Origin of the sequence: Candidatus Sphingomonas phytovorans (genome assembly GCA_029202385.1) — a bacterium.
Taxonomy (GTDB): Bacteria; Pseudomonadota; Alphaproteobacteria; order Sphingomonadales; family Sphingomonadaceae; genus Sphingomonas; species Sphingomonas phytovorans.
Map to the genome: position 1 here is coordinate 1650788 of CP119314.1, position 25788 is coordinate 1676575.

Here is a 25788-nt window from a genome sequence, read left to right on the forward strand (position 1 = left end):
CGAAGCCTTGCGCCGCGATCCTACCCTGTCCGCCGGAAGCAGCCTGCTGCATGATCGTCAACGATGCCCGTCGCCTGCATCCACGCATAGACGATCACCGGCCCCACGAACTTGAACCCCCGCTTCTTCAGCGCCGCCGATATCTCCTCCGACAAGGGCGTCTTCGCGGGCAAGCTCACGCCATCCCCGATAATCGGCACACCGCCCGCCATGCCCCAAACAAAGGCGGAAAAGTCTTCGCCCGCGTCGCGCATCGCAAGATAGGCCCGGGCATTGCCGATCGTCGCCTCTATCTTGGCGCGCGACCGAATGATCCGGGCATCGCCGAGCAGGCGCGCCACATCCACCTCGCCGAACCGCGCGACGATCTCCGGATCGAACCCCTCGAACATCTCCCGGAATGCGTCGCGCTTGCGCAGGATGGTGATCCAGGCGAGCCCCGCCTGGAAGCCGTCGAGCATCAGCTTCTCCCACAGCGCCCGGCTGTCACGGACGGGCACGCCCCATTCCTCGTCATGATAGGCGCGCATCTGCGCATCATTCTCGGCCCAGCCGCAACGTTGGACGGTCATCACAGGGTCTTTCGAAAGCTCCGCCGATCCTTTGGTAGTTTCCTCCCTGACGCAAGCCGCTTCACCGGCTCCCACTTCACGGGGCCTTATCGGCCGGCATCTTCCTGAGCGCCTTGAACACCCCGTTGGCCACTGCGGCGGCCGGAGCATCACCGGTCAAGGCGACAGCGACGATCGCCCGATCGGCGGGCGAATATGCAATCATCGCGCTCGCGCCGGGGCCACCGCCTGCATGGCCAAGCCACAGATCCTGCTGGTCACCGTCACCTACCTCGAGCACCATCGCACCGAGTCCGTAGAAAGTCCCCGGGTCGAACATCGGATAGAGCCGCTCGAACATGCCCGTCACCGTGGCAGGTCGAAGCAGCTTGCCTTCCAGCAACGCGCTCCAGAACCTGACCATGTCGGCAGGCGTACCGACGATCGGCCCGCCCGCCCCGACGATGGAGAAATCGGTTGCGGCGCCCTTCATCGTCACCGGCGGTGCCACATCGGGCACCGCCTCGCCCGGCCGCACCGCCATGACTGACGACAGGCCGAGCGGCCGCACGATCCGCGCCTCGATCGCCTCGGCCAGCGGGCGCCCGTCGACTGCCCCGACGATCAGCGCCAGCAGATCATAGCCGCTGTTCGAATAGCGCCAGTTCGCCCCCGGGCAGAACATCGCGCCGTGCCGCCGCAGGATCGCCACCGTCTCCTCGGGCGCCAGATAATGGGGCCGTGCATGGACTCGCAGATCCTCGTTCGCGCTGAACAAGCCGCTGCTGTGTGCCAGCAGGTCGCGGACGGTGACGGCGTCGCCGTTCGGCACATCCTTGATCCAGCGCGAAGCCTTGTCGTCGAGCGAGAGCTTCCCCTCCTCCACCAGTTGAAGCACGACGACGGCGACGAACGTCTTCCCCGCGCTTGCCCACCACAGGCGCTGCTTTCCCGGCGGTGCCTCGGTATGGGACCAGATGCCCTCGCCGATCCGCCCGACCGCGATCCCCATCGCCTCGGGCTTCGCCGCATTGCGCATTGCCGCAAAGCTGCGGTCGAGATCCGCGGCGACGGCAGACGGCAACGGCACGTCGGGTATCGTCCCGGCAAGCGTCGGATCGATGGCCGCGTGGAGCGGCCGGCCCTTATAATCCTGCCGCGCGGCGCAGCGTACCGGCTTATAGTCTTCGGCAACCGCCGGAAACGTGACCACGGACGCGACAACCAGGCTGCAGATATACCCCGCATAGGATCTCGGCACGATTGCGTCCCTCCGCGTCATTTGTCTTGAACGGCAACCCCTCGCTGCCGTCGCGGCGGTAGCGCGGGTTCCCTGAACGCCGCCGAAACCACGGCTCGACTGGCCCCGCTCCACGGCCCGTTGCCGCCCCGCTTTTCATCAGAAGCGCAGGCTGATCCAGCCGGCGAGAAAATCGGAACTGCGATAGCCTGCCTCGGTCAACGCCGGGCCGGCAGCGAGATGCTCATATCTGCCGGTCAGGGAGACACGCGGCGAAACCGTCCAGACCGCCTGAAGCCGCGCCACATCGGCGATCCGCCGGCCGCGCACATTCTGCGTCCCGGTGAACGGCGCGCCACTCGCGCGGTAGACGGCGTCATGCACATCGTCACGCCACGCGCGTTGATATTCAGCAGTGACGCGCAGCGACGCGAACGGCGAAACCGTCACATTGGGCGCGATGGCGACCAGGTTCGAAGGGGTCAGGAACAGCTGGTAGCTGTAGTAGATGTTGTTGCCGAACGGCGCATAGGCATTGCGCAGCTTGCTGCCGCCATAGCCGCCACCGCCGCTCGCATAATCGACGTGGAAGCCGATCCGGGGCGCCGTCTTCGCGCCGCCGACGCGATAGGTCTGCGCGAGGAACACCTGCCAGGCGTCGATATCCTGGTCGATATAATGGCCATACTGGTGGTTCACCGTCCAGTCGATCGTCAACGGCCCCGCATCGCCCCAGACGCGCACGCCAGCATAATAGCGGCGCGCGGGCCCGACCCGTCCACCCCACGCCCCCTTGAGGTTGCGTCGCCGCCAGAAGAACGGATCGACATAGAGGGTCGAACCACCGAACCATGTCGTCGGCACGGCAATCCCCGCCGTAATTCCCGAAAAGCGCCGGTCGGGGTCGGTCACGTCGTCCTCCGATCCGCGATCGCCATAGGAGGTCGGTTTCAGGTCGAAGATGTCGGCGCGCACGCGACTGCCCCGCGCCCACAGGCGGATACCGTTCAGCGTGTAGCGGACGGTGTTGTTGTCGCGCTGCGAGACGAGCAGATTGGCGCCGTCAGTGAACTCCTGCCGCCCATAGCGTGCGCCAAGGGCGACGCCGGCGACTGTCACATCGCCCTCGACGAACGCCTGCTGGACCACAAGATCGTTGCGGAGCGACGAGGAAGGCGTGCCAAGCTCGACACCTGAAATCCCCGCATGGGCAAGCTCCCCATAGGCGCGCAGGTTCGGCCCAAGGTGAAGGTCGGCGCCACCGATGATGCGATTGATATCCTGCCGTTGCGCGCGCGCCTCGCGCAAGCCGGGGTTGGTGGTGTGATTGACCCGCAGCCGCAACTCCCCCGACAGCGTGAGGTAGATATCGCCATCGCCGTCGAGCGGCAGATATTTCAGCCGGTCGAGCGGGTCGTCGCGTTTCGACGGATCGCCCATCTTCCGCCAGTCCTCGGCCCAGCGCGACAGGTTGAAGCCACCGGTCGTCGCCCCGTCGCCGACCGCGCCGGCGGGATAGGGCGTGTGGCTCGTCGCGGGCACCGCGGGTGGGGAGAGGGTCGGCGCGACCTGTCCCGGCGCCGTAGCCGGGACGAGGCAAAGGGTGGCGGCACCAAGCCGCGGCAGCATCTTCATCGGGGATCCCCTTTCGGGCTTGAGCGCGGTTATTCGGCGGCGACGACGCCGTCAGGCAGGTCTTCGACACGCGGCATCTCGCCGCGCAGCGCCGCATCGAACTGCTTCGTGTCGAGCGCACCCTCCCAGCGCGAGACGACTACCGTCGCGACCGCGTTGCCGATGAAATTGGTGAGGCTGCGGCATTCGCTCATGAAGCGATCGATGCCCAGGATGAGCGCCATCCCGGCAACCGGCACCGTGGGCACGATCGACAATGTCGCCGCGAGCGTGATGAACCCGGCGCCGGTCACGCCCGCCGCGCCCTTCGACGACAGCATCGCCACGCCGAGCAGCAGCAGTTGCTGGCCCAGCGACAGCTCGACATTGCATGCCTGCGCGATGAACAGCGCGGCCAGGGTCATGTAGATATTGGTACCGTCCAGGTTGAACGAATACCCGGTCGGCACGACCAGCCCCACGATCGACTTCGGGCAACCCGCCCGCTCCATCTTCTCGATCAGCGAGGGCAGCGCGCTTTCGGACGATGAGGTGCCGAGCACCAGCAGCAACTCGGTCCTGAGATACGAGATCAGCCTGAAGATCGAGAATCCCGCGAGCTTCGCGACAATGCCGAGCACGACGATCACGAAGAACAGGGAGGTCGCGTAGAAGGTGCCGAGCAGCAGCGCCAAGTTCGCGAGCGTTCCGACCCCATATTTGCCGACGGTGAACGCCATCGCGCCGAAGGCCCCGACAGGGGCTGCCTTCATGACGATCCCGACCAGCTTGAAGAAGGCGATCGAGACGTCGTTGAGCAGATCGAGCACCCGCGTCCCACGATCGCCGATCAGCGCCAGGCTGGTCCCGAACAGGATCGACACGAACAGCACCTGGAGGATGTTGCCTTCGGTCATCGACGACAGGAAGGTGTCGGGGATGATCCCGGTCAGGAAACCGGTCAGGCTCGTCTCATGTGCCTTGGCGGCGAATTCGGAAACCTTGGATGTATCGAGTGTCGCCGGATTGATGTTGAGTCCCGCGCCGGGGCGCACGACATTGGCGACGACAAGGCCGACGATCAGCGCCAGCGTCGAGAAGAACAGGAAATAGACAAAGGCCTTGCCAGCGACTCGCCCCACCGAGGCCATGTCTCGCATCCCGGCGATGCCGGTCACGATGGTCAGGAAAATCACCGGGGCGATGATCATCTTCACCAGCTTGATGAAGGCATCACCGAGCGGCTTGAGCGCCTCGCCCGTCGCCGGTGCGAAATGGCCAAGCAGGACGCCGGCGACGATCGCGGCCAGCACCTGAAAATAGAGGTGCGCATACCAGGGTCTGCGCGCCGGTACGGCGGAGAAGTCGGCTGGGCTGGTGCTGAACGTCATGAACGGCCTTTCATCCTCTCGGGCGCCCGGCCGTTCTCGCGACGGATCTGGCGATGGCGAAGGATATCATCCGACAACATCGCGGCATCCCAAGAATTTTTTATTCAATATCATTATATATCAATAATATATTCCAATATCGACGGATCACCTGTCCAGATATTGGCCCAAATCCAAAGTGCCATGGGCATATTCTTGCCCAGCATGGCGAGACGATCTACCCTCGCCAGATGCCTGGCCCTTCCCTTCTCCGTCGATGCGGCGTGCTGCTTGCCGCGGTGGTGTTGGCGCTGGCCGTTGCGTGGATCGCGGGCCGCATCGTGGACCGGCGTACGCACGGCGATCTCGCCACCTCGGTCGCCGCTGACGCCCGGTTGCGGCAGGGACTGCTCACCAGCGAGATCGCCCGATATCGCCTGTTACCGCTCGCGCTGTCCGGCGACAGCGACCTGGCTGCCGCGTTGGGTGGACAGGCCGGCGCGACCGCGGCGCTCAATGTGAAGCTTGAACGGCTGGCCAGTGATACAGGCGCTGCGGTCATCTATGCGATCGGGCGCGACGGACGGGCCGTCGCGGCGAGCAACTGGCGCACGCCGAGCAGCTTCGTCGGGCAGGACTATCGTTTCCGTCCCTATTATCGCGACGCCCTGCGCACCAGCGCGGGCGAGCAATTCGCGCTCGGCATCGTCAGCGGGCGGCCGGGTCTGTATCTGAGCCGCCGCAGTCCCGATGGCGGGGTCGTCGTGGTCAAGCTGGAATTCGACGCGATCGAACGGCAATGGCGCGCCGCAAGGGGTATCACCTGGGTGACGAACCGTGCCGGAGTCATCCTGATCGCCAGCCGCGCCGACTGGCGCTTTGCCGCCACCGCGCCGATCGACGCCGCCACGGCGACCGCGACGCAATCATATATCGGCATTACGGCATTCAAGCCCTCGCCAGTGCGGGCCAACGCCGCGGGGCGGGCGGTAGTGACGGGCGAACGCGACGCGCTGGTGCTCGAACGCACGGTGCCTGATGCACTCGGCTGGACGGTGAACCTCGCGATGCCCGACGGTCCTGCGATCGATACGGCGGTGCGCACCGCGCAGATCGCCGCCGGCCTTGCCGTTCTCGCCCTGTTCGGGCTCGGCTGGGCCGCGCGCGACCGGTCGCGGCGAAACAGCGAACGGACCACCGCACTCGAATCAGCGGTGGCCGCTCGCACCGCCGACCTGCGCCACGAGATCGAGGAACGGGCAGCGCTCGAAGCACGCGCCGCTGATCTGCGCGAGGGGCTACGCCAGGCCAATCGTCTCGCCGCGCTGGGCCAGATCACCGCCAGCGTCGCGCACGAGACCGCTCAACCCGTTGCCGCGATCCGCACCTATGCAGCGACCAGCGAACAATTGCTCGACCGCGGCGAACTCGACGATGTCCGCGCCAACCTCGCCGCAATCGCCCGGCTCGCGACCCGCATCGGCGAGGTCACCACCGAGTTGCGCGGGTTCGCGCGCAAAGGGAGCGGGTCGATCCAGCCGGTCCCACTGGTTGAAATAATCGAAGGCGCACGCCTTATCCTGAAGGAGAGACTGTCGCGGGCCCATGTCGCCTTCCCGGCGATTCCCGAGGATCTGACGGTGATGGCCGGCCGCGTCCGGCTCGAACAGGTGATCGTCAACGTCCTCCAGAACGCGACCGAGGCGCTGGAGGGCCGCGCCGATCCGGCCATCGCGATAAAGCTCGCGCTCGACCCGCTCACGGTCCGCCTGACCATCGCCGACAATGGACCGGGGATTGCTGCCGATGTCGCCGCGCGCCTGTTCACCCCGTTCGTCACCAGCCGCCCGACCGGCCTCGGCCTCGGGCTGGTCATCGCGCAGGACATCATGGTCGATCTGGGCGGAGCGTTGCGGCTGCTCTCGACAACACAGGGCGCCTGCTTCGAGATCGAGCTGCGCCGGGCATGAACGAAGGCGCCGTCATTCGGGTCGCGCTGATCGAGGACGACGAGGATTTACGATCCTCCACGACACAGTTGCTGTCGCTTGCCGGCTACACGGTGGAGGCATTCGCCGCGGCGATGCCGGCACTCGGGACGATCGACGCCGATTTCGCCGGGATCGTGATCACCGATGTCAGGATGCCCGGCATGTCGGGCATCGAGCTGTTCCGCGCGCTGCACGAGCGGGATGCGACATTGCCCGTAATCCTGGTCACCGGCCATGGCGACGTCGCCATGGCGGTCGATGCGCTGAAGGGCGGCGCCTGGGATTTTCTGCCCAAGCCGTTCGACCCGCACGCGCTCGTCGCCGCGGTCGATCGCGCCGCGACGGCGCGTGGCCTGTCGCTGGAAAACCGGCGTCTTCGTTCGCTGGCCCAATCGGTCGAAGCCTCCGGGCTGATCGGCACGTCGCCGGCGATCCGGCGATTGCGTGAGATGATCCCGGTTCTGGCCGATGCCGATATCGACCTTTTCATCGAGGGAGAGACGGGGACCGGAAAGGAATTGTTCGCGCGCGAGATCCACCGCGCCGGCAAGCGCGCACGCTACCGTTTCATGCCGATCGCCTGCGGTGCGTTGCCGGACGCGCTGATCGAGAGCGACCTGTTCTCGACCAGCGGGGCCGGCAGCATCGCCGCGGCCAGTCGAGGCACCGTGTTCCTTGACGATATCGACAAGGCTTCGCCCGCGCTTCAGGCGCGGATCGGCGCGCTCGTCGAAGATCGCGCGCTGCGCGACCCAAGGGCGCGCGACGCGATTCCACTCGATCTGCGCGTCATCGCCACCGGCGCCGAGGAAGCGCAGCGAGGGCCCGATGCGATCGCACCAGCCCTTTTCTATCGGCTTGCCGCGGTGCGGTTGCGCATGCCGCCGCTGCGCGAGCGGCGCGAGGACATACCATTGCTGTTTGCCCATCTGCTCGACCTGTCGGCTGCGCGCATGCGGTGCCCGATACCGACACTGACCGGATCGGCACGGGCTCACCTCCTGCGGCATGACTGGCCGGGCAATGTCCGCGAGCTTGCGCATTTCGCCGATCGCCTGATCCTGGGTCTCGATGGAGAGTCGATCGGCCGGGGGGGAACGTCTGCCGAAACACGGCCGGACCTGCCGGCGCAGGTAAACGAATTCGAACGCCAGCTGCTGGTCGACGCCTTGAAAAGCACAAGCGGCGACGCAGCGGCAACGATCATCGCCCTCGGCATCCCGCGCAAGACCTTCTATTACAAGATCAAGCGCCATGGCATCGATCTCGATGCCTTTCGAAAGCGTGGGGAGCGCAAGGGTCAGGGAACCGACACCCCTTCAATCGCCTGACCATGTCTCCAATCCGGCGGGCGAGCCCAGCGCAAAACGCGGCCCGGCTCCCGACAAGCCCGCCCTGTCATCCCGATTGTACAGTGCGCATTTCTTCAGCGAGAGGCACCCGCACCCGATGCACCCGTCGAGGACGTCGCGCGTCTGTTGCAATTCGGCGATCCGCGCCTCGATCGCGATTTTGAAGCTGCCGCTGATCTGCCGCCAGTCGCTCGCGCTTGGCGTGCGGCCCTGGGGGAGCTTGTCGAGCTCTGCCGCGATCTGCTGGATCGAAAAGCCCAACTGCTGCGCGATCAGCGCGAAGGACAGGCGGCGAATATCCGATCGCAGGAAACGGCGCTGCCCGCCGCCGGTGCGCAGCGCCTGGACCAGCCCCTTCGCTTCGTAGAAGCGGATCGCCGATACCGACAGCCCGGTTCGTGCCGCCAGCTCGCCGATCGCCAGCAGTTCGTTCCCGCGCTCCATCCGATACTCCAAATAAATGCTTGACCTCAACTTAGGTTGAGGTTGCATCAGGTGGCGCATGACGGTCAATATAAAGGACGACATCATGCCATCTCCCTTCATCGAGCATGTCAATCTCACGGTCCGCGAGCCGGAGCGCTCGGCCAGGCTGTTGCTCGACCTGTTCGGCTGGAAGGTTCGCTGGATGGGCCCGGCCCGCGACGGCGGCCGCACCATCCATGCTGGCGACGATCGCTTCTACATCGCGCTCTACACGCCGCCCGCCAGCACGCCCGTCCGGGATGATTTCCAGAAGGGAGAGCCGTTCAATCACGTCGCCATCGTGGTCGATGACCTGGATGAGATCGAACGCCGCGTGATCGCCGCCGGGCTCGAACCCTTCGCACATGGCGATTACGAACCTGGCCGCCGCTTCTATTTCTTCGACCATGACCGGATCGAGTATGAGATCGTCAGCTACGCCTGATTCAGCACGCGCGAGCGGCATGGCAGGCTGAAGCGGTCGGGGCACAATATTCGCCCCCTGTTTCCGTTCGTGCCGGGTAGGCGCAGCCGTATCGAGGGCCCGTATCGAGGTAAGCGTGGCACGCAAAACGCCTGCCCTCGACAGGCCCGTCGCGAGTGTCCTCGACAGGCTCGGTGGCTGCTCGGGACGAACGGAGGTGTCGGACAGTTCCGGCACAACGAAACAGGGCGCGGAGACCATCGTCTCCGCGCCCTGTTCGAAACTTCAGCGAAATCGCCTGGCCGATTACTCGGCGGCGGTTGCCTTGGCCGGACGGGTGTCGCGGCGCTCGGCGATACGCGCCGACTTGCCGGTGCGGCCACGCAGGTAATAGAGCTTCGCGCGACGCACGGCGCCCTTGCGGACGACTTCGATCGAATCGATGTTCGGCGAATAGAGCGGGAAGACGCGCTCGACGCCCTCGCCGAACGAAATCTTCCGAACGGTGAAGTTGGAGCCCATGCCCTTGTTCGACCGCGCGATGCACACGCCTTCGTAGTTCTGAACGCGGGTGCGCTCGCCTTCCACGACCTTCACGCCGACCTTCAGCGTGTCGCCGGGGCGGAATTCCGGGATCTTCTTGTTCGCCAGGAACTTGGCGATGTTCTCTGCTTCGATCGTCTGGATGAGATTCATCTCATTCGTCCTTCGTCTGTCACCGCGCGCCAGAGGGCGACCTGACCCGAGCGCCCTCATGGCGCTCCCAAAGGTCCGGCCGCCTTAGCCGTGTATCGGTCTCGGCCATGTGCTTTCGCCATGCCTCGATCCTCGCATGATCCCCCGATCGCAGCACTTCGGGGATCGTGCGCCCTTCCCAGTCAACAGGTCGGGTATATTGCGGGTATTCGAGCAACCCCGTTTCGAAGCTCTCGTCCACACCGCTGGAAGCCGCGCCCATTACGCCGGGAAGCAGCCGAATGCAAGCGTCGAGCAGCGCCAGCGCGCCCATCTCCCCGCCGGAAAGGATATAGTCGCCGACCGAGACCTGCTCGACCTGCCGTCCTTCGAATATCCGCTCGTCGAAACCCTCGAACCGGCCGCACAGAATGGTGACGCCGGGACCGTTCGCCAGCGCCCGGACACGCTCCTGCGTAAGCGGAGCACCCCGCGGCGTCATCGCCAGCACGGGCCGGTCGTCCGCAACACTGTCGATCGCAGCGGCGAGCACATCCGCCCGCAGCACCATCCCGGCGCCGCCGCCCGCCGGCGTGTCGTCCACGGTGCGGTGCTTGTCGATCGCAAAGTCCCGGATATTGACTGCATCGAGCGACCATTTCCCTTCGCCCAGCGCCCGCCCCGCCAGCGACACGCCGAGCGGACCGGGAAACATCTCGGGGTAGAGCGTCAGGACGGTGGCGGCGAAGGTCATATCGTCCAGTTCTCGACCTTGAGGCCGGGGATGTCGGCAAAGTCGCGCGGGTTGTTCGTTATCAATGCCAGACCCCTGCTGACGGCATGAGCGGCCAACAGACGATCGAAGCGACCACGACGAAACGGGAGCCGCGCATAAGCCTCGGCCGCAGCCCGGTCGAACGGCTGCACAGGCATTTGCTCGATCAGCAACGCGAGCCGCGGGTCAGGCGAGGCGCTGTCACGCTGCAGTCCCAACGCGAACTCCGCGAGGACAATGGCCGAAAGCCCAATATCGCCCGCAACCGTATCCGCGATACGCCGGGTCAATGCCGGATGGGTACCCGCGAAGAGATAGATGCAGCAATTGGTGTCGATAAAATAACGCACCTATTGTCCGCTCTTCCCGTCGAGCAGATACCAAGGCCGGTCTTCGTCCTCGAATTCGCGCTCCTCGGAGGTCAATGGCTTCAGCCAAGGAATCGATCCAGCGATGCCGGTCAGGTCGATCTTGCGCGGTTCGGCAATGACCGGCTCGACAATGAACCGGCCCTTCTCCTCGCGCACGGTCATCTCGACGCCGGCCTCGATGCCCAGCGATTTTGGCAATCGGAGGGCGACGGAGTTACCGGATTTGAAGGTGCGTGATTTGCGGGGGGCGTTCATGCCGGGCTCCATATATACAAAATGTATATACTAACTGACAAACCCGGCGTCAACGATGAGCCGCTCGCTATCCCATTCGGGTACCGCGTCGGCGTTCATCGGCACCATGAAGCGCTTGCCGTCCGGCCGCTCGATCTCGATCACATCGCCCGCGCCGAAATCGTCGATCGCCACCACGCGACCGAGCGCTTCGCCGCCCGTGGAGATCGCGGGCAGCCCAAGCAGGTCGGCATGGTAATATTCACCCTCTTCGAGCGCCGGCAACGCAGATCGCGGTACCGTCAATTCAGTGCCGCGCAGCGCCTCCGCGGCGTTGCGGTCATTGACCTCCGCAATACGGGCGATCTCGCCATTATTGCCGTGGCGCACCGACTTGAGGGTCATCTTGCCGTCGTTGAAGCTCTTGTAGCGCTTCAGGTCCTCGGTGAAGACCTTCAGACGGACTTCCCCCGTCACGCCATGCGCGCCGATGATGACGGCAAGCGTGACGGGCAAGTCTCCCCTCCCACTTGTGGGAGGGGTCGGGGGAGAGCTTGTATCAGGCATAGTGAGCCACAGGCCCTCCCCTAGCCCCTCCCGCAAGCGGGAGGGGGATTACGCTTAGCCCTCGGCCGCAGCTTCGGGGGCCGCTTCCACCGCAGGGGTCTCTTCCGAAACCGCTTCGGCAACGGCTTCAGCTTCCGGCGTCGGCTCTTCGGTCGCAGCTTCGACCTCGGCGGCAACTACCGCCTCGGCTTCCTCGTTGCTGTCCTGAGCAGGCGCTTCGACGACGGGCTCAGGCGCCGGAGCGGCTGCCGCTGCGGCCTTCGCCTCTTCGGCCTCCGCCAGCTTGGTCGCACGCTCTTCGGCGCGCTCGGTGGCCTTCTCGCCGGGCTTGCCCTTGTTCGGGTTGTTGCGTGCCGGACGCTCACGGACGCCAGCGACGTCGAGGAAACGCGCGACGCGGTCGGTCGGCTGCGCGCCGACGCTCAGCCAATGCTTCGCGCGATCGCCGTCGAGCACGATGCGCTTGTCATCGTCCTTGGCGAGGAGCGGGTTATAGGTGCCGAGCTTCTCGATGAAGCGGCCGTCGCGGGGCGAACGGGCGTCTGCAACCACGATGCGGTAATAGGGACGCTTCTTGGAGCCGCCACGCGACAGACGAATGCTGAGTGCCATTACTTCTTCTTCCTTCTTTCGATTACGTTATTTCTTCTTGATCAAATTCTCGAAGCCGGGGGGCAGATTGGCTTGTCCGCCGCCAAGCCCCGGCAATCCGGGGCCGCCGACGGGGCCATTGCCGCCCAGCATGTTACCGAGCGCGGGGCCGCCAAGGGCGCCGCCCAGACCGCCCATGCCGCCTCCCGGACCGCCCTTTCCAAGCATCGCCATCATGCCCTTCAACCCGCCCATCTTGCGGATCTTCTTCATGGCGGTGGACATTTCCTGGTGCATCTTCAGCAGCTTGTTCACGTCCTGCACGGTCGTGCCGCTGCCCTTGGCCACGCGGATCTTGCGCTTGGCGTTGATGATCTCGGGCTTGGCCCGCTCCTTGGGCGTCATCGACGTGATCATCGCGTCCATGCGAAGCAGGATCTTCTCGTCGACCGCGCCCGAGGCCATTGCCTGCTGCGCCTTCTTCATGCCGGGGATCATGCCGGCGAGCGCACCGAGGCCGCCCATGTTGCGCATCTGCGTGAGCTGCTGGCGAAGATCGTTCAGGTCGAACTGGCCCTTGGCCAGCTTCGCCGCCATCTTCTCGGCGTCTTCCTGCTGGATCGCCTCGGCCGCCCGCTCGACCAGGCCGACCACGTCGCCCATGCCGAGGATTCGGCCGGCGACCCGCCCCGGGTGAAACGCCTCAAGCGCGTCGAGCTTCTCGCCCATGCCGGCGAACTTGATCGGCTTGCCGGTAACGGCCCGCATCGACAGCGCCGCACCGCCGCGCGCATCGCCATCCATGCGGGTCAGCACCACACCGGTCAGCGGCACCTGCGCGGAGAAGCTGCTGGCGACATTAACCGCGTCCTGGCCGGTCAGCGCGTCGACCACGAGCAGGATCTCGGCCGGCTTCGCGACGTCGGCTACGGCGCGCATCTCGTCCATCAGCGCCTGGTCGACATGGAGTCGGCCGGCGGTATCGAGCATCAGGACGTCATAGCCCTGCAGCTTCGCCGCCTGCAGCGCGCGCCGCGCGATATCGACCGGCTGCTGGCCCGGCACGATCGGCAGCGTCGCCACCTCGGCCTGGGTGCCGAGCGTCGCCAGCTGTTCCTGCGCGTTCGGGCGATTGACGTCGAGCGACGCCATCAGCACCTTCTTGCGCTCGCGGCCCGTGAGGCGCTTGGCGATCTTCGCGGTCGTGGTCGTCTTGCCCGAGCCCTGAAGCCCGACCATCATGATCACCGCCGGCGGCGTGACGTTCAGCTCGAGCTCGGACGCATCCGAGCCGAGCATCTCGACCAGCGCGTCGTTGACGATCTTCACGACCTGCTGGCCCGGCGTCACCGAGCGCAGGACGTTCTGGCCGATGGCCTTCTCGGTCGCCTTGTCGACGAACTCGCGCGCCACCGGCAGGGCGACATCGGCCTCGAGCAACGCGACGCGCACCTCGCGCATCGCCGCGCGCACGTCCGCCTCCGTCAGCGCACCGCGCCCACGCAGTCGATCGAACACACCGCCAAGACGGTCGCTCAGGCTCTCGAACATCAACAACCTTTCATTCCGGATCGCGGAACGCCATGACAAACGCAAAGAACGCCGGCGGACGAAACCTCGTCGGCCGGCGTACGCCCCATGGGCGGCCCTTCACGAATCCCATGACGGAAACGATCGTGGCGGCCCTTAGCGCAGGCAGTCCGGTTGCGCAACCTCGCGGCGCCCGCATCACCGGGAGCGCCTTGCATGCACCGCGCTTAACCCGATCTATACCGCTGTCATGGGATGAGCGCTCCTCGGGATCGGTGGGGCGCGTCGGCATGGCTGGTGAAATGGGCGACGAATCGAAGGTTGAGCCGCCACAGGGGCGCCGCGACATGCTCAGCGGCGCGATCACCGTCGCCTCGATCCTGCTGTTCGTCGGCACGGGCAGTTCGGTGCTGTCCTCCACCCTCCAGCATTATTTCGCCGGCGGCGAAGGCACCGACCAGACACTGGTCATCGCCCTGCTCCTTAATGTCGCGCTCATCCTGTTCGGCTGGCGCCGCCACCGCGAGCTTGCCCGCGAGGTCTCGATTCGTGCCGCTGCCGAGGAGCGCGCGCACCAGCTTGCCGCCAAGGACCCGCTCACCGGCTTCCTCAATCGCCGCAGCCTCGGCGAGGAGGGCGCGGCGATGTTCGTCCGTGCCCAGCGCCGGGGCAAGGCGATGGCAATGATGATGCTCGATCTCGATCACTTCAAGACGATCAACGACATGCATGGCCATGCCACCGGCGATGCGCTGCTGCGCGAGGTCGCCGAGGAGATTGCCGCGGCGATGCCCTCGGTCGCCTTGACGGCACGTTTCGGCGGCGATGAATTCGCCTGCGCCTTCCTGTTCGATCCCTCCCATCCCGCCACCGTCGAACGCATTGCGGAACGCCTCGTCTCGCGTCTCGCCCAGCCATTCAAGGCAGACGGGCTGCAACTCCATATCAGCGCCTCGCTCGGCATTGCCCGTTCCGACTTCGACTGCGCGAGCATCGATGCGCTGATGCGCTCAGCCGACATCGCCATGTATGCGGCGAAGAATTCGGGTCGCAACCGCTTCGCCTGGTTCGACCTTTCGATGGAACGCGAGCTCCAGACCCGCAACGAGCTCGAGGTCGGCCTTCGCGGCGCGATCCCGCGGCAGGAGATCGTGCCTTATTTCGAGCAGCAGATCGATCTCACCACCGGCCGCCTCGGCGGTTTCGAGGTGCTGGCCCGCTGGGAACATCCGCAGCGCGGGCTGATCGTGCCCGATGTCTTCATTCCCATCGCGGAAGAGACGGGCATGATCGCCGACCTCTCGCTGTCGATCATGCGCCAGGCCTTCATGGCCGCCAAGGACTGGGACCCCGCGCTGTCGATCTCGGTCAACATCTCCCCCTGGCAGCTCAAGGACGCCTGGCTCGCACAGAAGATCATCAAGGTCCTGACCGAAACCGGCTTCCCGGCCACCCGGCTCGAGATCGAGATCACCGAAAGCTCGCTGTTCGACAATCTCGCGCTGGCCCAGTCGATCGTCGGCAGCCTGAAGAACCAGGGCATCCGCCTCGCGCTTGACGATTTCGGCACTGGCTACTCATCGCTTGCGCATCTCCGCGCCCTGCCCTTCGACCGGATCAAGATCGACAAGAGCTTCATCATGTCGATCAACGAGAATTCGGAAAGCGCCGCGATCGTCAACGCGATCACCCGGCTCGGCGACAGCCTCAACCTCCCGATCACGGCAGAGGGCATCGAGGACGCCTCGATCGAGGAGCGGCTCCGCACGCTCGGCTGCTCCAAAGGCCAGGGCTATCTCTATGGCCGCCCAATGAGCATCACCAACACCCGCCGCCTGCTCGCCGAAAAGCGCCTGCTGCTCCAGCCGCCCGCGGCCGATGCCAAGGAAGGCGCTGCCGGCCCAGCTACCACCCAGCGCCTGGCCGGCTGAGATAAACCTCCTCCGCAGGCGTCGATTGCCGCCCGAGCGCTGCGTTGCGCGACGGGAAACGCCCGAACCGGGCGATCACCTCGGCATGATCGAGCGCGTAGAACAGATGCTCCTCGTTCCCGAGCTGCTCGAAACACGCCACCGAGAGAGTCTGCGCCTCGCGATTCTCCGCATGCATCAGGGGCATGTAGAGGAAGGGTCGCCGCTCGTCGGGATCGAGGCGTTCGTCCCATCCCTTCTCGATCGCCTCCCGCGCCAGATCCAGCGCCAGGGCATCCCCGGCAAAGGCTTCCGCCGTGTCGCGATGCATATTGCGCGAGAATTGGTCGAGCAGGATGATCGCCGCGAGCAGGGGCTCGGAATCGTCCCGCCAGCCTCTTGCATCACGCGCCAGCACATCGTCGCGCATCGCGCCGAATCGTTCGGCGATCTGCCGGTCCAGCGCTTCGTCCCTGGCGAAGCGCTTCTTCGCCGGGACCTCATCGAACCAGAAGGAAAGCACCGTGCGGGCCTTTTCATGGACTTCGCCCGAACCCGCCCCTAGATCACCGCGCATGTACCACCGTTCCGGCCTCCCTCATGGCTGAGCCCGATATTATCAGCCTGGGCTGCCGCCTCAACATCGCTGAAAGCGAGACGATCCGCGCGCTTGTCGACGGGCGGGACTTGGTCGTCGTCAATAGCTGCGCCGTGACCAGCACCGCAGTGCGCGAGACGCGCAGCGCCATCCGCCGCGCCCGCCGCGACCGGCCCGGCGCTCAGATCGTGGTGACCGGCTGCGCCGCGCAGATCGATCCGAAGGGCTTCGCCGCCATGCCCGAGGTCGATCGGGTGATCGGCAATGCGGAGAAGCTGAAGAAAGAAGCCTGGGAATCCCGTGACGAGATACTGGTCGGCGACATCATGCAGGTGCGCGAGACCGCGCCGCATCTCGCCGCCGCCTTCGCGTCGCATGCCCGCGCCTTTGTCGAGGTGCAGAATGGCTGCGACCATCGCTGCACCTTCTGCACGATTCCGTTTGGCCGCGGCAACAGCCGCTCGGTCCCGGCGGGCGGCGTGATCGACCGGATCAAGGCCCTGGTCGATGGCGGCTATCGCGAGGTGGTGCTGACCGGGGTCGACCTCACCAGCTACGGCCCCGACCTTCCCGGCACGCCCTCGCTCGGCATGCTGGTGGAACGGATTCTCGACCATGTCCCGAAGCTGGAGCGCCTGCGCCTGTCGTCGCTCGATTCGATCGAGATCGACGACCGGCTGTTCGACTTGCTCACCGGCGAACCGCGGATGATGCCGCATGTCCATCTTTCGCTCCAGGCCGGTGACGACATGATCCTGAAGCGCATGAAGCGCCGCCACAACCGCAGTGAGAGCGTTCGCGTGGTCGAGCGCCTCAAGGCTGCCCGCCCCGACATCGCGATCGGTGCTGACCTCATCGCCGGTTTCCCCACCGAAACCGAGGCAATGTTTCGCAACAGCCTCGCGCTGATCGACGATTGCGACATCGTCCATCCGCACATCTTCCCCTATTCGCCACGCGAGGGCACGCCCGCCGCCCGGATGCCGCAGATCGAACCCGAACTACGCAAGCGCCGCGCCGCCTTGCTGCGCGACGCTGGCTCGACTCGGCGTACGGCGTGGCTGCAAAGCCTGGTCGGCACCGTCCAGCCCGTATTGGTCGAACGCCCCGGGGACCGTGGCCATGTTCCAGCGTTCGCCGAAGTGCGGTGGAATCCGCCAGGCGATATCGGCGCCGTTCAACCTATCCTCATCACCGGCGCCAGCGCCACATCTCTCACCGGAACCCCTGCATGAGCACCACACCAAGCTGGCACGACAAATTGCTCGGCGGCTTCAAACGCACCTCCGACCGGCTGCTCGGCAACCTCGCCGGGCTCGGCACCGCGAGACTTGACGATGCGACGCTCGACGAGATCGAGGAAGCGCTCATCGCCTCAGATCTCGGCCCGGAAACCGCGGCGCGAATCCGCGCCCGCCTCGCCGAGGGCAGCTTCGAGCGCAACATGGAGGAGCTTGGCATCCGGCTGGTCGTGGCCGAGGAAATCGAGAAGGTCCTGGCCAAGGTCGCCAGGCCGCTCGAGATCGAGGCGTTCCCGCGCCCGCAGGTGATCCTGGTCATTGGCGTCAACGGGTCAGGCAAGACGACGACCATCGCCAAGCTCGCTCATTATCTCACCGAGCAGGACTACGGGGTGATGCTCGCCGCCGGCGACACCTTCCGCGCCGCTGCGATCGGCCAGCTCGCCACCTGGGCCGGGCGGGTCGGCGTACCGATCGTGTCGGGCAACGAAGGCGGCGATGCGGCCGGGATCGTCTATGAGGCGGTCAAGCAGGCGACCGCGACCGGCATCGACGCCCTGATCGTCGACACCGCCGGACGCCTGCAGAACAAGCGCGAGCTGATGGACGAGCTATCCAAGATCCGCCGCGTGCTTGGGCGCATCAATCCGGAATCGCCCCACGACATCCTGCTCGTGCTCGATGCCACGACCGGCCAGAACGCGCTCAACCAGATCGAGGTGTTCAAGGAATTCGCCGGCGTCACCGGCCTTATCATGACCAAGCTAGACGGCACCGCACGCGGCGGCGTGCTCGTCGCCGCGGCGGAGAAATACGGCCTGCCGATCCATGCCATCGGCGTCGGCGAGGGCATGGGCGATCTGAGGCCGTTCGACGCGACCGAGGTTGCGCGGATCATCGCTGGTGTGGAAGGGGTCCGCAATGGCAAGTAATCCCAAGAATCCACCGATCGGCCCCGGTCTCCGCCTCGCGATCGACATCGCGCCGCTGGCGGTGTTCTTCATCGTCAATTTCGTGAGCAGCGGCCCGCAGATTGCCCGCCTGCTCGCCGCGACCGCCGCCTTCATGGTGGCGAGCGCCATCGCGATGGTCCTCTCCCGCTGGAAGACCGGCCGCATCTCCCCGATGCTGTGGATGACGGGAACGCTCGTGCTCGTGTTCGGCGGGCTGACGCTCTATTTCCACGACGAGACCTTCATCAAGGTCAAGCCGACCTTCGTCTACGCAAGCTTCGCGGCGATCCTGACGTTCGGCCTGGTGACGGGCCGCCCGCTGCTCCAGTCGCTGCTTGAGGCTGCGTATCCCGGCCTCACCGAAACGGGATGGCGCAAGCTGACGATCAACTGGGCGATCTTCTTCGTCTTCATGGCGGTGCTGAACGAGATGGTCTGGCGCAATACCACCACCGATGTCTGGGTCGCGTTCAAGCTATGGGGCGCCATTCCGCTGACCATGGTCTTCGCCATCGCGAACGTGCCGATGCTGATGAAGCACGGCCTCAATACCGGGCAGGAACCGCCAATCCCGCCGGAAGGCTAGAAAATCCCCCCCATGGCTTAGCCACGGGGAGGAAAGAAGGGTCAGATCGCGTCGTAGATGCGACCTGCCTCGTCCCAGTTCACCACGTCCCACCAGGCCTTCAGATAAGCGGCGCGATCGTTGCGATAGGTCAGGTAATAAGCGTGCTCCCACACGTCATTGCCCAGGATCGGCGTGCCCTTCACGGCCGCGTCGTCCATCAGCGGGTTGTCCTGGTTCGGCGTGCTGGCGATCGACAGCTTGCCGTCGGAATCGGCAACCACCCAGGCCCAGCCGGAGCCGAACTGGCCAGCGCCCTTGGTGTTGAAATCTTCCTTCAGCTTGTCGAGGCCGCCATAGGCGTCGATCGCCTCGGCCAGCTTGCCCGATGGCGCGCCGCCACCCGGCGTCATGATCTTCCAGAAAAAGGCGTGGTTCCAGAAACCGCCGCCATTGTTGCGCACCAGCGGTGGCTGGGTCGAGATCACCGCGAGGATCTCCTCGATCGTCTTGCCTGCCAGCGCGGGGTCTTTCTCGACGCCCTCGTTGAGCTTGTCGGTATAGGCCTTGTGGTGCTTGTCGTGATGGAACTTCATCGTCTCTTCGTTGATGGTCGGCTCCAGCGCGTCATAGGCGTAGGGAAGCGGGGGCAGTTCGAAAGCCATGAGTCATCCTCCTTGGAAATGCGCGGGTCACTGACGCAACGCCGAGCGGGTGAAATGGGTCCGAAGACCTCGTTACGCAACCGATTCCGTCAGGCGCCGGCCGAAATAAGCCCATGGCGTTTCAACGCATGGCGAAGCTGGTCGTAGCTCAGCCCCAGCGCTTCCGCCGTAGCCCGCTGGTTGAAGCGATGCTCGGCCAGTGCCTTGGTCAGCAGGTCCCGCTCGAACCGCGCAATGCGCGTCTTGAAGTCGGACGATTCCTCCCCTGCCTCTTCCGGTGCGGCGCTTTCCGGCACGGCCACCGCAGCCGGCGCAACAGCGAAGGACGCCCCCGCGGGTGCCGGGCGATAGGGCGAATGAAACGGATCGAACTCGATCGCCTCGATGGGACCTGCCTCTTCCCAGCGATAGACCGCGCGTTCGACCACGTTGCGCAACTCGCGCACATTGCCCGGCCATTGATAGTCGACCAGCGCCGCAACCGCATTCGGCCCGAAACCGGGCCAGTCGCCAAACCCCATCTCAGATGCCATGCGACGCCCGAAATGCTCGGCCAGCACCAGCACGTCGCCCGGCCGGGCGCGCAACGGCGGCAAGGTCACCACTTCGAACGAGAGCCGGTCGAGCAGGTCGGCGCGGAACTGATGCCGCGCGACCTTGTCGGGCAGGTTCTCGTTGGTCGCCGCGACGATGCGAACATCGACCTGCAACGGCCGCGACGAGCCGATCCGGGTGATCTCGCCATATTCCACCGCGCGCAGCAGCCGCTCCTGCGCGCCCATCGAAAGCGTGCCGAGTTCGTCAAGGAACAGGGTCCCGCGATGCGCTTCCTCGAAACGCCCGACCCGCGACTTGGTCGCGCCGGTGAACGCCCCGGCCTCATGCCCGAACAGTTCGGCCTCGATCAGCGTCTCGGGCAAGGCTGCGCAGTTCATCACCACCAGCGGCTGGTCCCAGCGCGGCGACAGGCGGTGCAGACGCTCGGCAACCAGTTCCTTGCCAGTGCCCCGCTCGCCGATCACCAGCACGGGGCGGTCAAGCGCGGCGGCGCGGCTGGCCCGCTCAAGCGTCTCCAGAAAAACGTTCGACTGGCCGATGACCTGGGTAGTGCGATCCATGCCCAAGGCTTGGCGTAAAATCCCAAGGCTTGGCAAGATGCTTTAATGCGGTTCATCGCCCGTTCAGCCGAAAATGGCGGAAAACCGGGTTTTTTAAAACTGGCACGCTCCCTGCAATACTTCAGGCATCTGCCCCACGGGGCGCCACCGACAACCAGTTTCAGGGAACCACGACAATGAACAACAACTACAAAGCCCGCGACCTCCGCCACACCGTCGCAGCCATCGCCTGCTCGATCGTGCTCGGCTCCACCTTCCTGCTCGGCGCCGTCGCGCCGGCCCAGGCCGCTCCCGCGGTCCTCTACACCCAGACCGCCGCCTGACCCCAGGCGGTGCCGGCCGGGGCGGTATCCCTTGCACCGCCCCGGCCCCCTTCAACCCTTCACCCAGTATCCTGCGTACCCAATAGGAGAGTTTTCGAGATGGGCATTTTCTCCCGAACCCGCGACATCATCGCCGCCAACTTCACTGACCTGCTCGACAAGGCGGAAGACCCCGCCAAGATGATCCGCATGATCATCCTCGAGATGGAGGAGACCCTGGTCGAGGTTCGCGCTTCCGCAGCGCGCACCATCGCCGACCAGAAGGAAATGCGCCGTCACATCTCTAAGCTCGAGACGCTTCAGGAAAGCTGGACCGAAAAGGCCGAGCTGGCGCTGTCGAAGGGCCGCGAGGATCTGGCCAAGGCGGCCCTGGTCGAGAAGCAGAAGGCAGTCGACATGGCCGCCCAGCTCGGCGGCGAGATCGGCGTGCTCGACGAGGCGCTCAAGGCCTCGGAAGAGGACATCAACAAGCTGCAGACCAAGCTCCGCGAGGCCCGCACCCGGCAGAACTCGATCGTCACCCGGCTCGAGACCGCGCAGAACCGCTTCCGGCTCCGCGAAATGTATGCCGGCCCGAAGATCCAGGACGCGTTCTCGCGCTTCGAGATCATGGAGCGCCGCGTCGACATGGCCGAGGGCCGCGCCGAAGTCGCCGGCATGGGCGCCCCGAAGAGCCTCGAAGAGGAAATCGCTGAGCTGAAGGCAAGCGAGAAGGTCGAGGCGGAACTCGCCGCGATGAAGGCCCGCGCCGCCGGATCGAAGGACGCCTGAGATGGAAGATGTCCTTATCCCCGCGATCGTCTGCAGCATCCTGTTCATCGGAATGCCATGGGTGATCCTCCATTACGTCACCAAGTGGAAGCAGGCGCCCAAGATCACCACCGAGGACGAGAACCTGCTGGACGAGCTCCACTATCTCGCCCGCCGCCTCGAAGACCGCCTGAATACCGTGGAGCGCATCGTCGCTGCCGACCACCCCGAGTGGCGCCCCGGCACGATGACGCCTTCGACCAGCAACGACCTCCCCAGGAGCAACTGAGATGTCCGCAAGCCGCACCAAATTCTACCTCGACAAGCAGAACCGCAAATGGCTGGGCGTCTGCTCCGGGATCGCCGACTATACCGGGGTCGATGTCACCTGGGTCCGCGTCGGCGCCGTCCTGCTCACCGTCGCCGGTGGCTTCCCCTGGACCCTGATCGCCTATTGGGTGGTCGCCTGGATGGCCGAAGCCAAGCCCTACGGCCTGTACGAGACCCCGGAGGATGCGAAGTTCTGGCAGGGTGTCCGCTCGAACCCGAAGCGCTCGACCGCTGAGGTCCGCTCCAAGTTCCGCGACATCGACCGCCGGCTCGCCGACATCGAGATGATGTACACCAGCCGCAACAGCCGCCTCGCCGACGAGATCGACAGCCTTCGCTGATCGATCCGGGGCGAACAGGGAGAAAGACAATGACTTGGGGTGGACCAGGCTTCGTAATCGCCATCATCGCGATCTCCTATGCCGGCTGGATCATCAACAACTGGGTCCGCGCCCGCCACGGTTATCCTCTGGAGGATGAGTGGTCAGGCAAGACGGCGAAGGGAGCCCCCGACGCCGACCGCAAGATCCAGCTGCTCACCACGGAGAATGAGCGCCAGGCGGGCCAGATCAGCCGGCTGGAGGAACGGATCGCAGTGCTTGAACGCATTGCCACCGATCCGGCCGAGCGCACCGCCCGCGCCATCGACGAGCTGCGCTGACCGCGCGGTTTCAGGAGTTAGAACGATGCACAACGGTCAAGTTTTCGTCCTCGCGATCATCGCCCTCGGTATCTTCGGTGGTATCGCGAAGATGTGGATCAGGGCACGGCACGGCCTTCCGATCGAGACCCGGCGCGAGCGCCGGCACCGCGATCGCTACGCTGACGACGCCGGCCCCGATGCGGAACGCAAGATCCACCTGCTCTCGACTGAGAACGAGCGGCTGGTGGGTCAGGTTTCCCGCCTTGAGGAGCGGATCGCCGTCCTCGAACGCATCGCCACCGATCCCGCCGAGCGTACCGCCCGCGAGATCGAGGCCCTTCGCGGCCAGAACTGAGGAACCTCCCCATGTTGAATGGTTTCACGATCTTCATGCTGGCCGTCGTGGTCGTTGGCATCCCCGTCGTCGGCGGGCTGCTCTACGAGACCTACCGGATCAGCCTGAAGCACAAGGAAAAAATGGCCAACGCCATGAACGCCCAGGCAGCCGAGAAGGCAGCGCAATATGCTGCCCACACCGAACGCCTCGAACAACGGGTCCGCGTCCTGGAGCGCATCGTCACCGACCGCGGCATCGATGTCGCCGCCGAGATCGAGCAACTCCGCGATCGCCCGCCGCTCAACTGATTTGAAGAGAAGGATCTGGTATGATTATCTTCCTCGCCGTGATGACCGCCATCGGTGGTGTTGCCGTGTACCTCTGCGAGAGGGTCGATGCCCCCCGCCGCCGCCTTGAACGTGAGGCCGGCAAGGCCCTCTGAACCAACCATTTTCGTTTCCCGCCACACCAGGGAGTTGGAATAAATGAACCCGTTTGAAATGGTCGCCCTCATCGTCATCACCGTGACGGTCGGCAGCGTCCTTCGCGCCCGCTTCGGTGTCGTCCGGGACCGCAAGGGCGGAGGCTATAGCCCCCAGGACGATGCCGCCGCCCAGGCCGAGAACCGGCGACTGCGTGATGAACTTCAGGCCATGAAGGAACGCCTCGCAGTCCTCGAACGACTTGCCACCGAAAACGACACCAGCGGCGCACGCCTCGATCGCGAGATCGAAAAGCTGCGCGACCGCACTTGACCGAAGGAGCAGGGATCATGACCGATCCGAACTTCTACATCACCATCGCCGGGGCGACGCTCGCTGGCCTCGGCATGCTGACCTACGCCACCCTCAACGGCTGGCGCGGCTGGCTCGCCCTGAAGCACCAGGAACTGACCGTCCAGGGCGACATGCACACCACGCCTTCCCTCCCCAATGCCAGCGCCCGCATCGAGATCGCCGACCTCAAGGAACGCATCCGCAAGCTCGAGGCGATTGCTGCCGGCGTGGATCTCTGAACTGCCCCCCATGCCCCCAATGCCGGACCCAAGCCGGCATCCACCGCGCCGCCGACGCATTCCCCTAGGTGCGAAGCGGCGCGGTGACCCGGGAGTGGGGTTTATTCCATCTTCCCCGGCGAAAGCCGGGTTCCCCTCGGGGAGCGGTAGGAAACGGACATTGCCTGCGGGCACGGACATCCCCCGCTGGATCCCGGGCCCTTCGCCGGGAAATCAAGACTTCGACGTTTGATTTTGACCCACACAGGCCCTAGCGCGCATCGCATGCCAAGCCTGACCGACCTGCAAGACGAATACGGCTTCCTCGACGCCGACGACCGCTATCGCCTGCTGATCGATCTGGGCAAGGACCTGGAACCGATGCCGGAGGCGCTGAAGACCGATACCACCCTGGTCCGCGGCTGCTCCGCCTCGGTATGGGTCTATCCCACCGTCCGGGAAGACGGCACGCTGCACTTCCTCGCGGATTCCAATGCCGCGATCACCAAGGGGATCATCGCGCTGGTCCTGCTGACGGTGCAGGATCAGGCTCCAGCCGCGATCCTGACGACCGAGATCGAGGCGGCACTGGCCCCCTTCGACCTGAAGAACCAGCTCAGCTCGAACCGTACCCAGGGGATTCCGAACATGATCGCGCTGATCCGCGGAACGGCTGCGCGCTACAGCGGCTGAGGCACCTCAGCGCTGGTCATCGGCAAGGCCAACCGCCTCAGCCACCGCATCAAGATCGGCACCTGCCTTCACCAGCATCCATTCGCCGGGGGCCGCGCCGTCGATTACGGTCACAGCACCTCGCGGGCAGATACCCAGGCATTTGACCTCGACGATCCCGGCCCTGCCCTTGCGGCCCTTTTTTAATCCGAGATGCTGGCGCAACGCCTTGGCGAGCGGCGTCCGGCCTTTCGGCCCGAACCCGCCATCCAGCTTCTTCGAACATTTTTTGCAGAGCAGCAGGGTGCTCGACCAGTCCGAGCGGACGGACTTCAACCGGCAGGCTTCCACTGCCGCGCATCCTCGGCGGCGCGCAGCACGTCATAAGCTGCCTGGATCGCCTGGAAACGTGCCGCCGCTTCCTTGTCGCCGGGACGCACATCGGGATGGCAGGATTTCGCAAGGCGGCGCCACGCGACGCGCACCGCGTCGAAATCGGCATCGGCGTCCAGTTCGAGCAGTTCGAGCGCGCGCATCTCGTCGCGCGAGCGGCTGCCGTCGCCCGGACCGGTCCAGCCATAATGCTTCGCTTCGGCATAGCCGTCCGCCGTCCGCGTCTCGTCCGCTTCGCGCTTGGCGGCCTCTTCCGCGGTCAGGCCTTCGAAATAATTCCAGCCGCGATTATATTCGGCCGCGTGATCCTGGCAGAAATACCAGCGATCCGGGCTGTTGGGCGATTTCGGCGCCGGGCAATTGCCCGGCGAGTCGCAGCCATGCCGGTCGCACAGCCGAACCGTCGTCGCCTCGCGCCCGGCACCATAGCCGCGCCAGCGGGGAAAACCCCAGTCGACCGATCGGGAGGAGGAACGCGCCATTGGCTCGACATAGGCGAAGCTATCGGGAGCGCAACCGCGAGATTGGCGATTATCGCCCCCGCGC

At 65.3% G+C, this 25788-nt stretch carries 34 protein-coding genes; 17 read left to right on the top strand and 17 right to left on the bottom strand.

Annotated elements, in window-relative coordinates:
* Window positions 1–20: 20 nt before the first annotated feature.
* The 4 genes from P0Y59_07500 to P0Y59_07515 all read right to left on the bottom strand — a co-directional run bounded on the left by P0Y59_07500 (window position 21) and on the right by P0Y59_07515 (window position 4796).
* Window positions 21–572, bottom strand: coding sequence for a DNA-3-methyladenine glycosylase I (locus P0Y59_07500; GenBank protein WEK01513.1), 552 nt, complete (start codon window positions 570–572; stop codon window positions 21–23).
* A 76-nt stretch (window positions 573–648) separates the two neighbouring features.
* Window positions 649–1812, bottom strand: a complete 1164-nt coding sequence (locus tag P0Y59_07505; GenBank protein ID WEK01514.1) for a serine hydrolase — start codon at window positions 1810–1812, stop codon at window positions 649–651.
* Between the two features lie 138 nt (window positions 1813–1950).
* Window positions 1951–3426, bottom strand: coding sequence for an alginate export family protein (locus P0Y59_07510; protein WEK01515.1), 1476 nt, complete (start codon window positions 3424–3426; stop codon window positions 1951–1953).
* Between the two features lie 29 nt (window positions 3427–3455).
* The gene (locus P0Y59_07515) at window positions 3456–4796 is read right to left on the bottom strand and encodes a dicarboxylate/amino acid:cation symporter (GenBank protein ID WEK01516.1); all 1341 of its coding nucleotides are present in this window, start codon (window positions 4794–4796) and stop codon (window positions 3456–3458) included.
* A gap of 230 nt (window positions 4797–5026) precedes the next feature.
* On the opposite strand from P0Y59_07515, the gene P0Y59_07520 reads away from it, so the two are divergent.
* Both P0Y59_07520 and P0Y59_07525 read left to right on the top strand, forming a co-directional pair.
* Window positions 5027–6745, top strand: a complete 1719-nt coding sequence (locus P0Y59_07520) for an ATP-binding protein (GenBank protein ID WEK01517.1) — start codon at window positions 5027–5029, stop codon at window positions 6743–6745.
* Window positions 6742–8097, top strand: coding sequence for a sigma-54 dependent transcriptional regulator (locus tag P0Y59_07525; protein WEK01518.1), 1356 nt, complete (start codon window positions 6742–6744; stop codon window positions 8095–8097). The genes P0Y59_07520 and P0Y59_07525 overlap by 4 nt, the downstream gene beginning before the upstream one ends.
* Here the strand turns inward: P0Y59_07525 and soxR are convergent.
* Entirely contained in the window at window positions 8086–8562 is a 477-nt protein-coding gene (gene soxR / locus P0Y59_07530) for a redox-sensitive transcriptional activator SoxR (GenBank protein WEK01519.1), read from the bottom strand. The two genes, P0Y59_07525 and soxR, sit on opposite strands and share 12 nt — an antisense overlap.
* An 85-nt stretch (window positions 8563–8647) precedes the next feature.
* Between soxR and P0Y59_07535 the strand changes: the two genes are divergently transcribed.
* Window positions 8648–9028, top strand: coding sequence for a VOC family protein (locus P0Y59_07535; protein WEK02529.1), 381 nt, complete (start codon window positions 8648–8650; stop codon window positions 9026–9028).
* A 285-nt stretch (window positions 9029–9313) separates the two neighbouring features.
* On the opposite strand, the gene rplS is transcribed toward P0Y59_07535, so the two are convergent.
* The 7 genes from rplS to ffh are packed head-to-tail and all read right to left on the bottom strand — an operon-like array spanning window position 9314 to window position 13771.
* Complete coding sequence (gene rplS, locus P0Y59_07540) at window positions 9314–9703, bottom strand: 50S ribosomal protein L19 (GenBank protein WEK01520.1); 390 nt, start codon at window positions 9701–9703, stop codon at window positions 9314–9316.
* A gap of 19 nt (window positions 9704–9722) precedes the next feature.
* Window positions 9723–10436, bottom strand: coding sequence for a tRNA (guanosine(37)-N1)-methyltransferase TrmD (gene trmD, locus P0Y59_07545; protein ID WEK01521.1), 714 nt, complete (start codon window positions 10434–10436; stop codon window positions 9723–9725).
* Window positions 10433–10807, bottom strand: a complete 375-nt coding sequence (locus P0Y59_07550; protein ID WEK01522.1) for a type II toxin-antitoxin system VapC family toxin — start codon at window positions 10805–10807, stop codon at window positions 10433–10435. Before P0Y59_07550 ends, trmD begins: the two co-directional genes overlap by 4 nt.
* On the bottom strand, window positions 10808–11083 hold the full coding sequence (locus tag P0Y59_07555; GenBank protein ID WEK01523.1) for an AbrB/MazE/SpoVT family DNA-binding domain-containing protein: 276 nt from the start codon (window positions 11081–11083) through the stop codon (window positions 10808–10810).
* Window positions 11084–11113: 30 nt separating this feature from the next.
* Window positions 11114–11629, bottom strand: a complete 516-nt coding sequence (rimM, locus tag P0Y59_07560; protein WEK01524.1) for a ribosome maturation factor RimM — start codon at window positions 11627–11629, stop codon at window positions 11114–11116.
* 54 nt (window positions 11630–11683) lie between these two features.
* A complete protein-coding gene (rpsP, locus tag P0Y59_07565) occupies window positions 11684–12241 on the bottom strand; it encodes a 30S ribosomal protein S16 (GenBank protein ID WEK01525.1) in 558 nt (185 codons plus the stop codon).
* Window positions 12242–12268: 27 nt separating this feature from the next.
* Window positions 12269–13771 (bottom strand): signal recognition particle protein, encoded by a 1503-nt coding sequence (ffh, locus tag P0Y59_07570; GenBank protein WEK01526.1) that lies wholly within the window; start codon window positions 13769–13771, stop codon window positions 12269–12271.
* A 269-nt stretch (window positions 13772–14040) separates the two neighbouring features.
* Here ffh and P0Y59_07575 point away from each other — a divergent pair, with 269 nt between their 5' ends.
* Entirely contained in the window at window positions 14041–15681 is a 1641-nt protein-coding gene (locus tag P0Y59_07575) for an EAL domain-containing protein (GenBank protein WEK01527.1), read from the top strand.
* Here P0Y59_07575 and P0Y59_07580 read toward each other — a convergent pair.
* Entirely contained in the window at window positions 15656–16237 is a 582-nt protein-coding gene (locus P0Y59_07580; GenBank protein WEK01528.1) for a DUF924 domain-containing protein, read from the bottom strand. The two genes, P0Y59_07575 and P0Y59_07580, sit on opposite strands and share 26 nt — an antisense overlap.
* 23 nt (window positions 16238–16260) lie before the next feature.
* Between P0Y59_07580 and mtaB the strand changes: the two genes are divergently transcribed.
* From mtaB to P0Y59_07595, 3 genes are read left to right on the top strand one after another with little or no spacing between them, the layout of a single operon-like run.
* Entirely contained in the window at window positions 16261–17493 is a 1233-nt protein-coding gene (gene mtaB, locus P0Y59_07585; GenBank protein ID WEK01529.1) for a tRNA (N(6)-L-threonylcarbamoyladenosine(37)-C(2))-methylthiotransferase MtaB, read from the top strand.
* Window positions 17490–18431 carry a signal recognition particle-docking protein FtsY gene (gene ftsY, locus P0Y59_07590; GenBank protein ID WEK01530.1) on the top strand — a complete coding sequence of 314 codons (942 nt, stop codon included), beginning with the start codon at window positions 17490–17492 and terminating at the stop codon, window positions 18429–18431. Before mtaB ends, ftsY begins: the two co-directional genes overlap by 4 nt.
* Window positions 18421–19038, top strand: a complete 618-nt coding sequence (locus tag P0Y59_07595; GenBank protein WEK01531.1) for a septation protein A — start codon at window positions 18421–18423, stop codon at window positions 19036–19038. The genes ftsY and P0Y59_07595 overlap by 11 nt, the downstream gene beginning before the upstream one ends.
* Window positions 19039–19079: 41 nt before the next feature.
* Here the strand turns inward: P0Y59_07595 and P0Y59_07600 are convergent, their stop codons facing one another.
* Both P0Y59_07600 and pspF read right to left on the bottom strand, forming a co-directional pair.
* Entirely contained in the window at window positions 19080–19682 is a 603-nt protein-coding gene (locus P0Y59_07600) for a superoxide dismutase (GenBank protein WEK01532.1), read from the bottom strand.
* Between the two features lie 89 nt (window positions 19683–19771).
* Window positions 19772–20800, bottom strand: a complete 1029-nt coding sequence (gene pspF / locus P0Y59_07605; GenBank protein ID WEK01533.1) for a phage shock protein operon transcriptional activator — start codon at window positions 20798–20800, stop codon at window positions 19772–19774.
* A gap of 176 nt (window positions 20801–20976) precedes the next feature.
* Between pspF and P0Y59_07610 the strand changes: the two genes are divergently transcribed.
* The 10 genes from P0Y59_07610 (at window position 20977) to P0Y59_07655 (ending at window position 24870) form a co-directional block, all read left to right on the top strand.
* Entirely contained in the window at window positions 20977–21123 is a 147-nt protein-coding gene (locus tag P0Y59_07610) for a hypothetical protein (protein WEK01534.1), read from the top strand.
* A 99-nt stretch (window positions 21124–21222) separates the two neighbouring features.
* Entirely contained in the window at window positions 21223–21894 is a 672-nt protein-coding gene (pspA, locus tag P0Y59_07615) for a phage shock protein PspA (GenBank protein ID WEK01535.1), read from the top strand.
* Window position 21895: 1 nt separating this feature from the next.
* On the top strand, window positions 21896–22162 hold the full coding sequence (pspB, locus tag P0Y59_07620) for an envelope stress response membrane protein PspB (protein ID WEK01536.1): 267 nt from the start codon (window positions 21896–21898) through the stop codon (window positions 22160–22162).
* Between the two features lies 1 nt (window position 22163).
* On the top strand, window positions 22164–22544 hold the full coding sequence (gene pspC, locus P0Y59_07625; GenBank protein WEK01537.1) for an envelope stress response membrane protein PspC: 381 nt from the start codon (window positions 22164–22166) through the stop codon (window positions 22542–22544).
* Between the two features lie 29 nt (window positions 22545–22573).
* Window positions 22574–22864, top strand: coding sequence for a hypothetical protein (locus P0Y59_07630; GenBank protein ID WEK01538.1), 291 nt, complete (start codon window positions 22574–22576; stop codon window positions 22862–22864).
* Between the two features lie 25 nt (window positions 22865–22889).
* Window positions 22890–23201 carry a hypothetical protein gene (locus tag P0Y59_07635; protein WEK01539.1) on the top strand — a complete coding sequence of 104 codons (312 nt, stop codon included), beginning with the start codon at window positions 22890–22892 and terminating at the stop codon, window positions 23199–23201.
* 11 nt (window positions 23202–23212) lie between these two features.
* Complete coding sequence (locus P0Y59_07640) at window positions 23213–23491, top strand: hypothetical protein (GenBank protein ID WEK01540.1); 279 nt, start codon at window positions 23213–23215, stop codon at window positions 23489–23491.
* 177 nt (window positions 23492–23668) lie between these two features.
* A complete protein-coding gene (locus P0Y59_07645) occupies window positions 23669–23938 on the top strand; it encodes a hypothetical protein (protein WEK01541.1) in 270 nt (89 codons plus the stop codon).
* A 17-nt stretch (window positions 23939–23955) separates the two neighbouring features.
* A complete protein-coding gene (locus tag P0Y59_07650; protein ID WEK01542.1) occupies window positions 23956–24198 on the top strand; it encodes a hypothetical protein in 243 nt (80 codons plus the stop codon).
* 264 nt (window positions 24199–24462) lie between these two features.
* Window positions 24463–24870: a SufE family protein gene (locus tag P0Y59_07655; GenBank protein WEK01543.1), complete on the top strand. Its 408-nt coding sequence runs from the start codon at window positions 24463–24465 to the stop codon at window positions 24868–24870.
* A 6-nt stretch (window positions 24871–24876) separates the two neighbouring features.
* Here the strand turns inward: P0Y59_07655 and P0Y59_07660 are convergent, their stop codons facing one another.
* Window positions 24877–25185, bottom strand: coding sequence for a hypothetical protein (locus tag P0Y59_07660; GenBank protein WEK01544.1), 309 nt, complete (start codon window positions 25183–25185; stop codon window positions 24877–24879).
* Complete coding sequence (locus P0Y59_07665) at window positions 25182–25724, bottom strand: J domain-containing protein (protein ID WEK01545.1); 543 nt, start codon at window positions 25722–25724, stop codon at window positions 25182–25184. Before P0Y59_07665 ends, P0Y59_07660 begins: the two co-directional genes overlap by 4 nt.
* Window positions 25725–25788: the final 64 nt, after the last annotated feature.

Excerpts from the sequence above, each read along its gene's own strand:
- ftsY (WEK01530.1), top strand. The coding sequence starts at position 17,490 with ATGAGCACCACACCAAGCTGGCACGACAAATTGCTCGGCGGCTTCAAA.
- P0Y59_07510 (WEK01515.1), bottom strand. The coding sequence starts at position 3,426 with ATGAAGATGCTGCCGCGGCTTGGTGCCGCCACCCTTTGCCTCGTCCCG.
- P0Y59_07640 (WEK01540.1), top strand. The coding sequence starts at position 23,213 with ATGTTGAATGGTTTCACGATCTTCATGCTGGCCGTCGTGGTCGTTGGC.
- P0Y59_07600 (WEK01532.1), bottom strand. The coding sequence starts at position 19,682 with ATGGCTTTCGAACTGCCCCCGCTTCCCTACGCCTATGACGCGCTGGAG.
- pspB (WEK01536.1), top strand. The coding sequence starts at position 21,896 with ATGGAAGATGTCCTTATCCCCGCGATCGTCTGCAGCATCCTGTTCATC.
- P0Y59_07515 (WEK01516.1), bottom strand. The coding sequence starts at position 4,796 with ATGACGTTCAGCACCAGCCCAGCCGACTTCTCCGCCGTACCGGCGCGC.
- P0Y59_07645 (WEK01541.1), top strand. The coding sequence starts at position 23,669 with ATGAACCCGTTTGAAATGGTCGCCCTCATCGTCATCACCGTGACGGTC.
- P0Y59_07525 (WEK01518.1), top strand. The coding sequence starts at position 6,742 with ATGAACGAAGGCGCCGTCATTCGGGTCGCGCTGATCGAGGACGACGAG.
- P0Y59_07610 (WEK01534.1), top strand. The coding sequence starts at position 20,977 with ATGAACAACAACTACAAAGCCCGCGACCTCCGCCACACCGTCGCAGCC.
- rpsP (WEK01525.1), bottom strand. The coding sequence starts at position 12,241 with ATGGCACTCAGCATTCGTCTGTCGCGTGGCGGCTCCAAGAAGCGTCCC.
- ffh (WEK01526.1), bottom strand. The coding sequence starts at position 13,771 with ATGTTCGAGAGCCTGAGCGACCGTCTTGGCGGTGTGTTCGATCGACTG.
- trmD (WEK01521.1), bottom strand. The coding sequence starts at position 10,436 with ATGACCTTCGCCGCCACCGTCCTGACGCTCTACCCCGAGATGTTTCCC.
- P0Y59_07665 (WEK01545.1), bottom strand. The coding sequence starts at position 25,724 with ATGGCGCGTTCCTCCTCCCGATCGGTCGACTGGGGTTTTCCCCGCTGG.
- P0Y59_07630 (WEK01538.1), top strand. The coding sequence starts at position 22,574 with ATGACTTGGGGTGGACCAGGCTTCGTAATCGCCATCATCGCGATCTCC.
- P0Y59_07555 (WEK01523.1), bottom strand. The coding sequence starts at position 11,083 with ATGAACGCCCCCCGCAAATCACGCACCTTCAAATCCGGTAACTCCGTC.
- pspF (WEK01533.1), bottom strand. The coding sequence starts at position 20,800 with ATGGATCGCACTACCCAGGTCATCGGCCAGTCGAACGTTTTTCTGGAG.
- pspC (WEK01537.1), top strand. The coding sequence starts at position 22,164 with ATGTCCGCAAGCCGCACCAAATTCTACCTCGACAAGCAGAACCGCAAA.
- P0Y59_07635 (WEK01539.1), top strand. The coding sequence starts at position 22,890 with ATGCACAACGGTCAAGTTTTCGTCCTCGCGATCATCGCCCTCGGTATC.
- rplS (WEK01520.1), bottom strand. The coding sequence starts at position 9,703 with ATGAATCTCATCCAGACGATCGAAGCAGAGAACATCGCCAAGTTCCTG.
- rimM (WEK01524.1), bottom strand. The coding sequence starts at position 11,629 with ATGCCTGATACAAGCTCTCCCCCGACCCCTCCCACAAGTGGGAGGGGA.
- P0Y59_07535 (WEK02529.1), top strand. The coding sequence starts at position 8,648 with ATGCCATCTCCCTTCATCGAGCATGTCAATCTCACGGTCCGCGAGCCG.
- P0Y59_07575 (WEK01527.1), top strand. The coding sequence starts at position 14,041 with ATGGCTGGTGAAATGGGCGACGAATCGAAGGTTGAGCCGCCACAGGGG.
- mtaB (WEK01529.1), top strand. The coding sequence starts at position 16,261 with ATGGCTGAGCCCGATATTATCAGCCTGGGCTGCCGCCTCAACATCGCT.
- P0Y59_07580 (WEK01528.1), bottom strand. The coding sequence starts at position 16,237 with ATGCGCGGTGATCTAGGGGCGGGTTCGGGCGAAGTCCATGAAAAGGCC.
- P0Y59_07650 (WEK01542.1), top strand. The coding sequence starts at position 23,956 with ATGACCGATCCGAACTTCTACATCACCATCGCCGGGGCGACGCTCGCT.
- P0Y59_07520 (WEK01517.1), top strand. The coding sequence starts at position 5,027 with ATGCCTGGCCCTTCCCTTCTCCGTCGATGCGGCGTGCTGCTTGCCGCG.
- P0Y59_07655 (WEK01543.1), top strand. The coding sequence starts at position 24,463 with ATGCCAAGCCTGACCGACCTGCAAGACGAATACGGCTTCCTCGACGCC.
- P0Y59_07500 (WEK01513.1), bottom strand. The coding sequence starts at position 572 with ATGACCGTCCAACGTTGCGGCTGGGCCGAGAATGATGCGCAGATGCGC.
- pspA (WEK01535.1), top strand. The coding sequence starts at position 21,223 with ATGGGCATTTTCTCCCGAACCCGCGACATCATCGCCGCCAACTTCACT.
- soxR (WEK01519.1), bottom strand. The coding sequence starts at position 8,562 with ATGGAGCGCGGGAACGAACTGCTGGCGATCGGCGAGCTGGCGGCACGA.
- P0Y59_07595 (WEK01531.1), top strand. The coding sequence starts at position 18,421 with ATGGCAAGTAATCCCAAGAATCCACCGATCGGCCCCGGTCTCCGCCTC.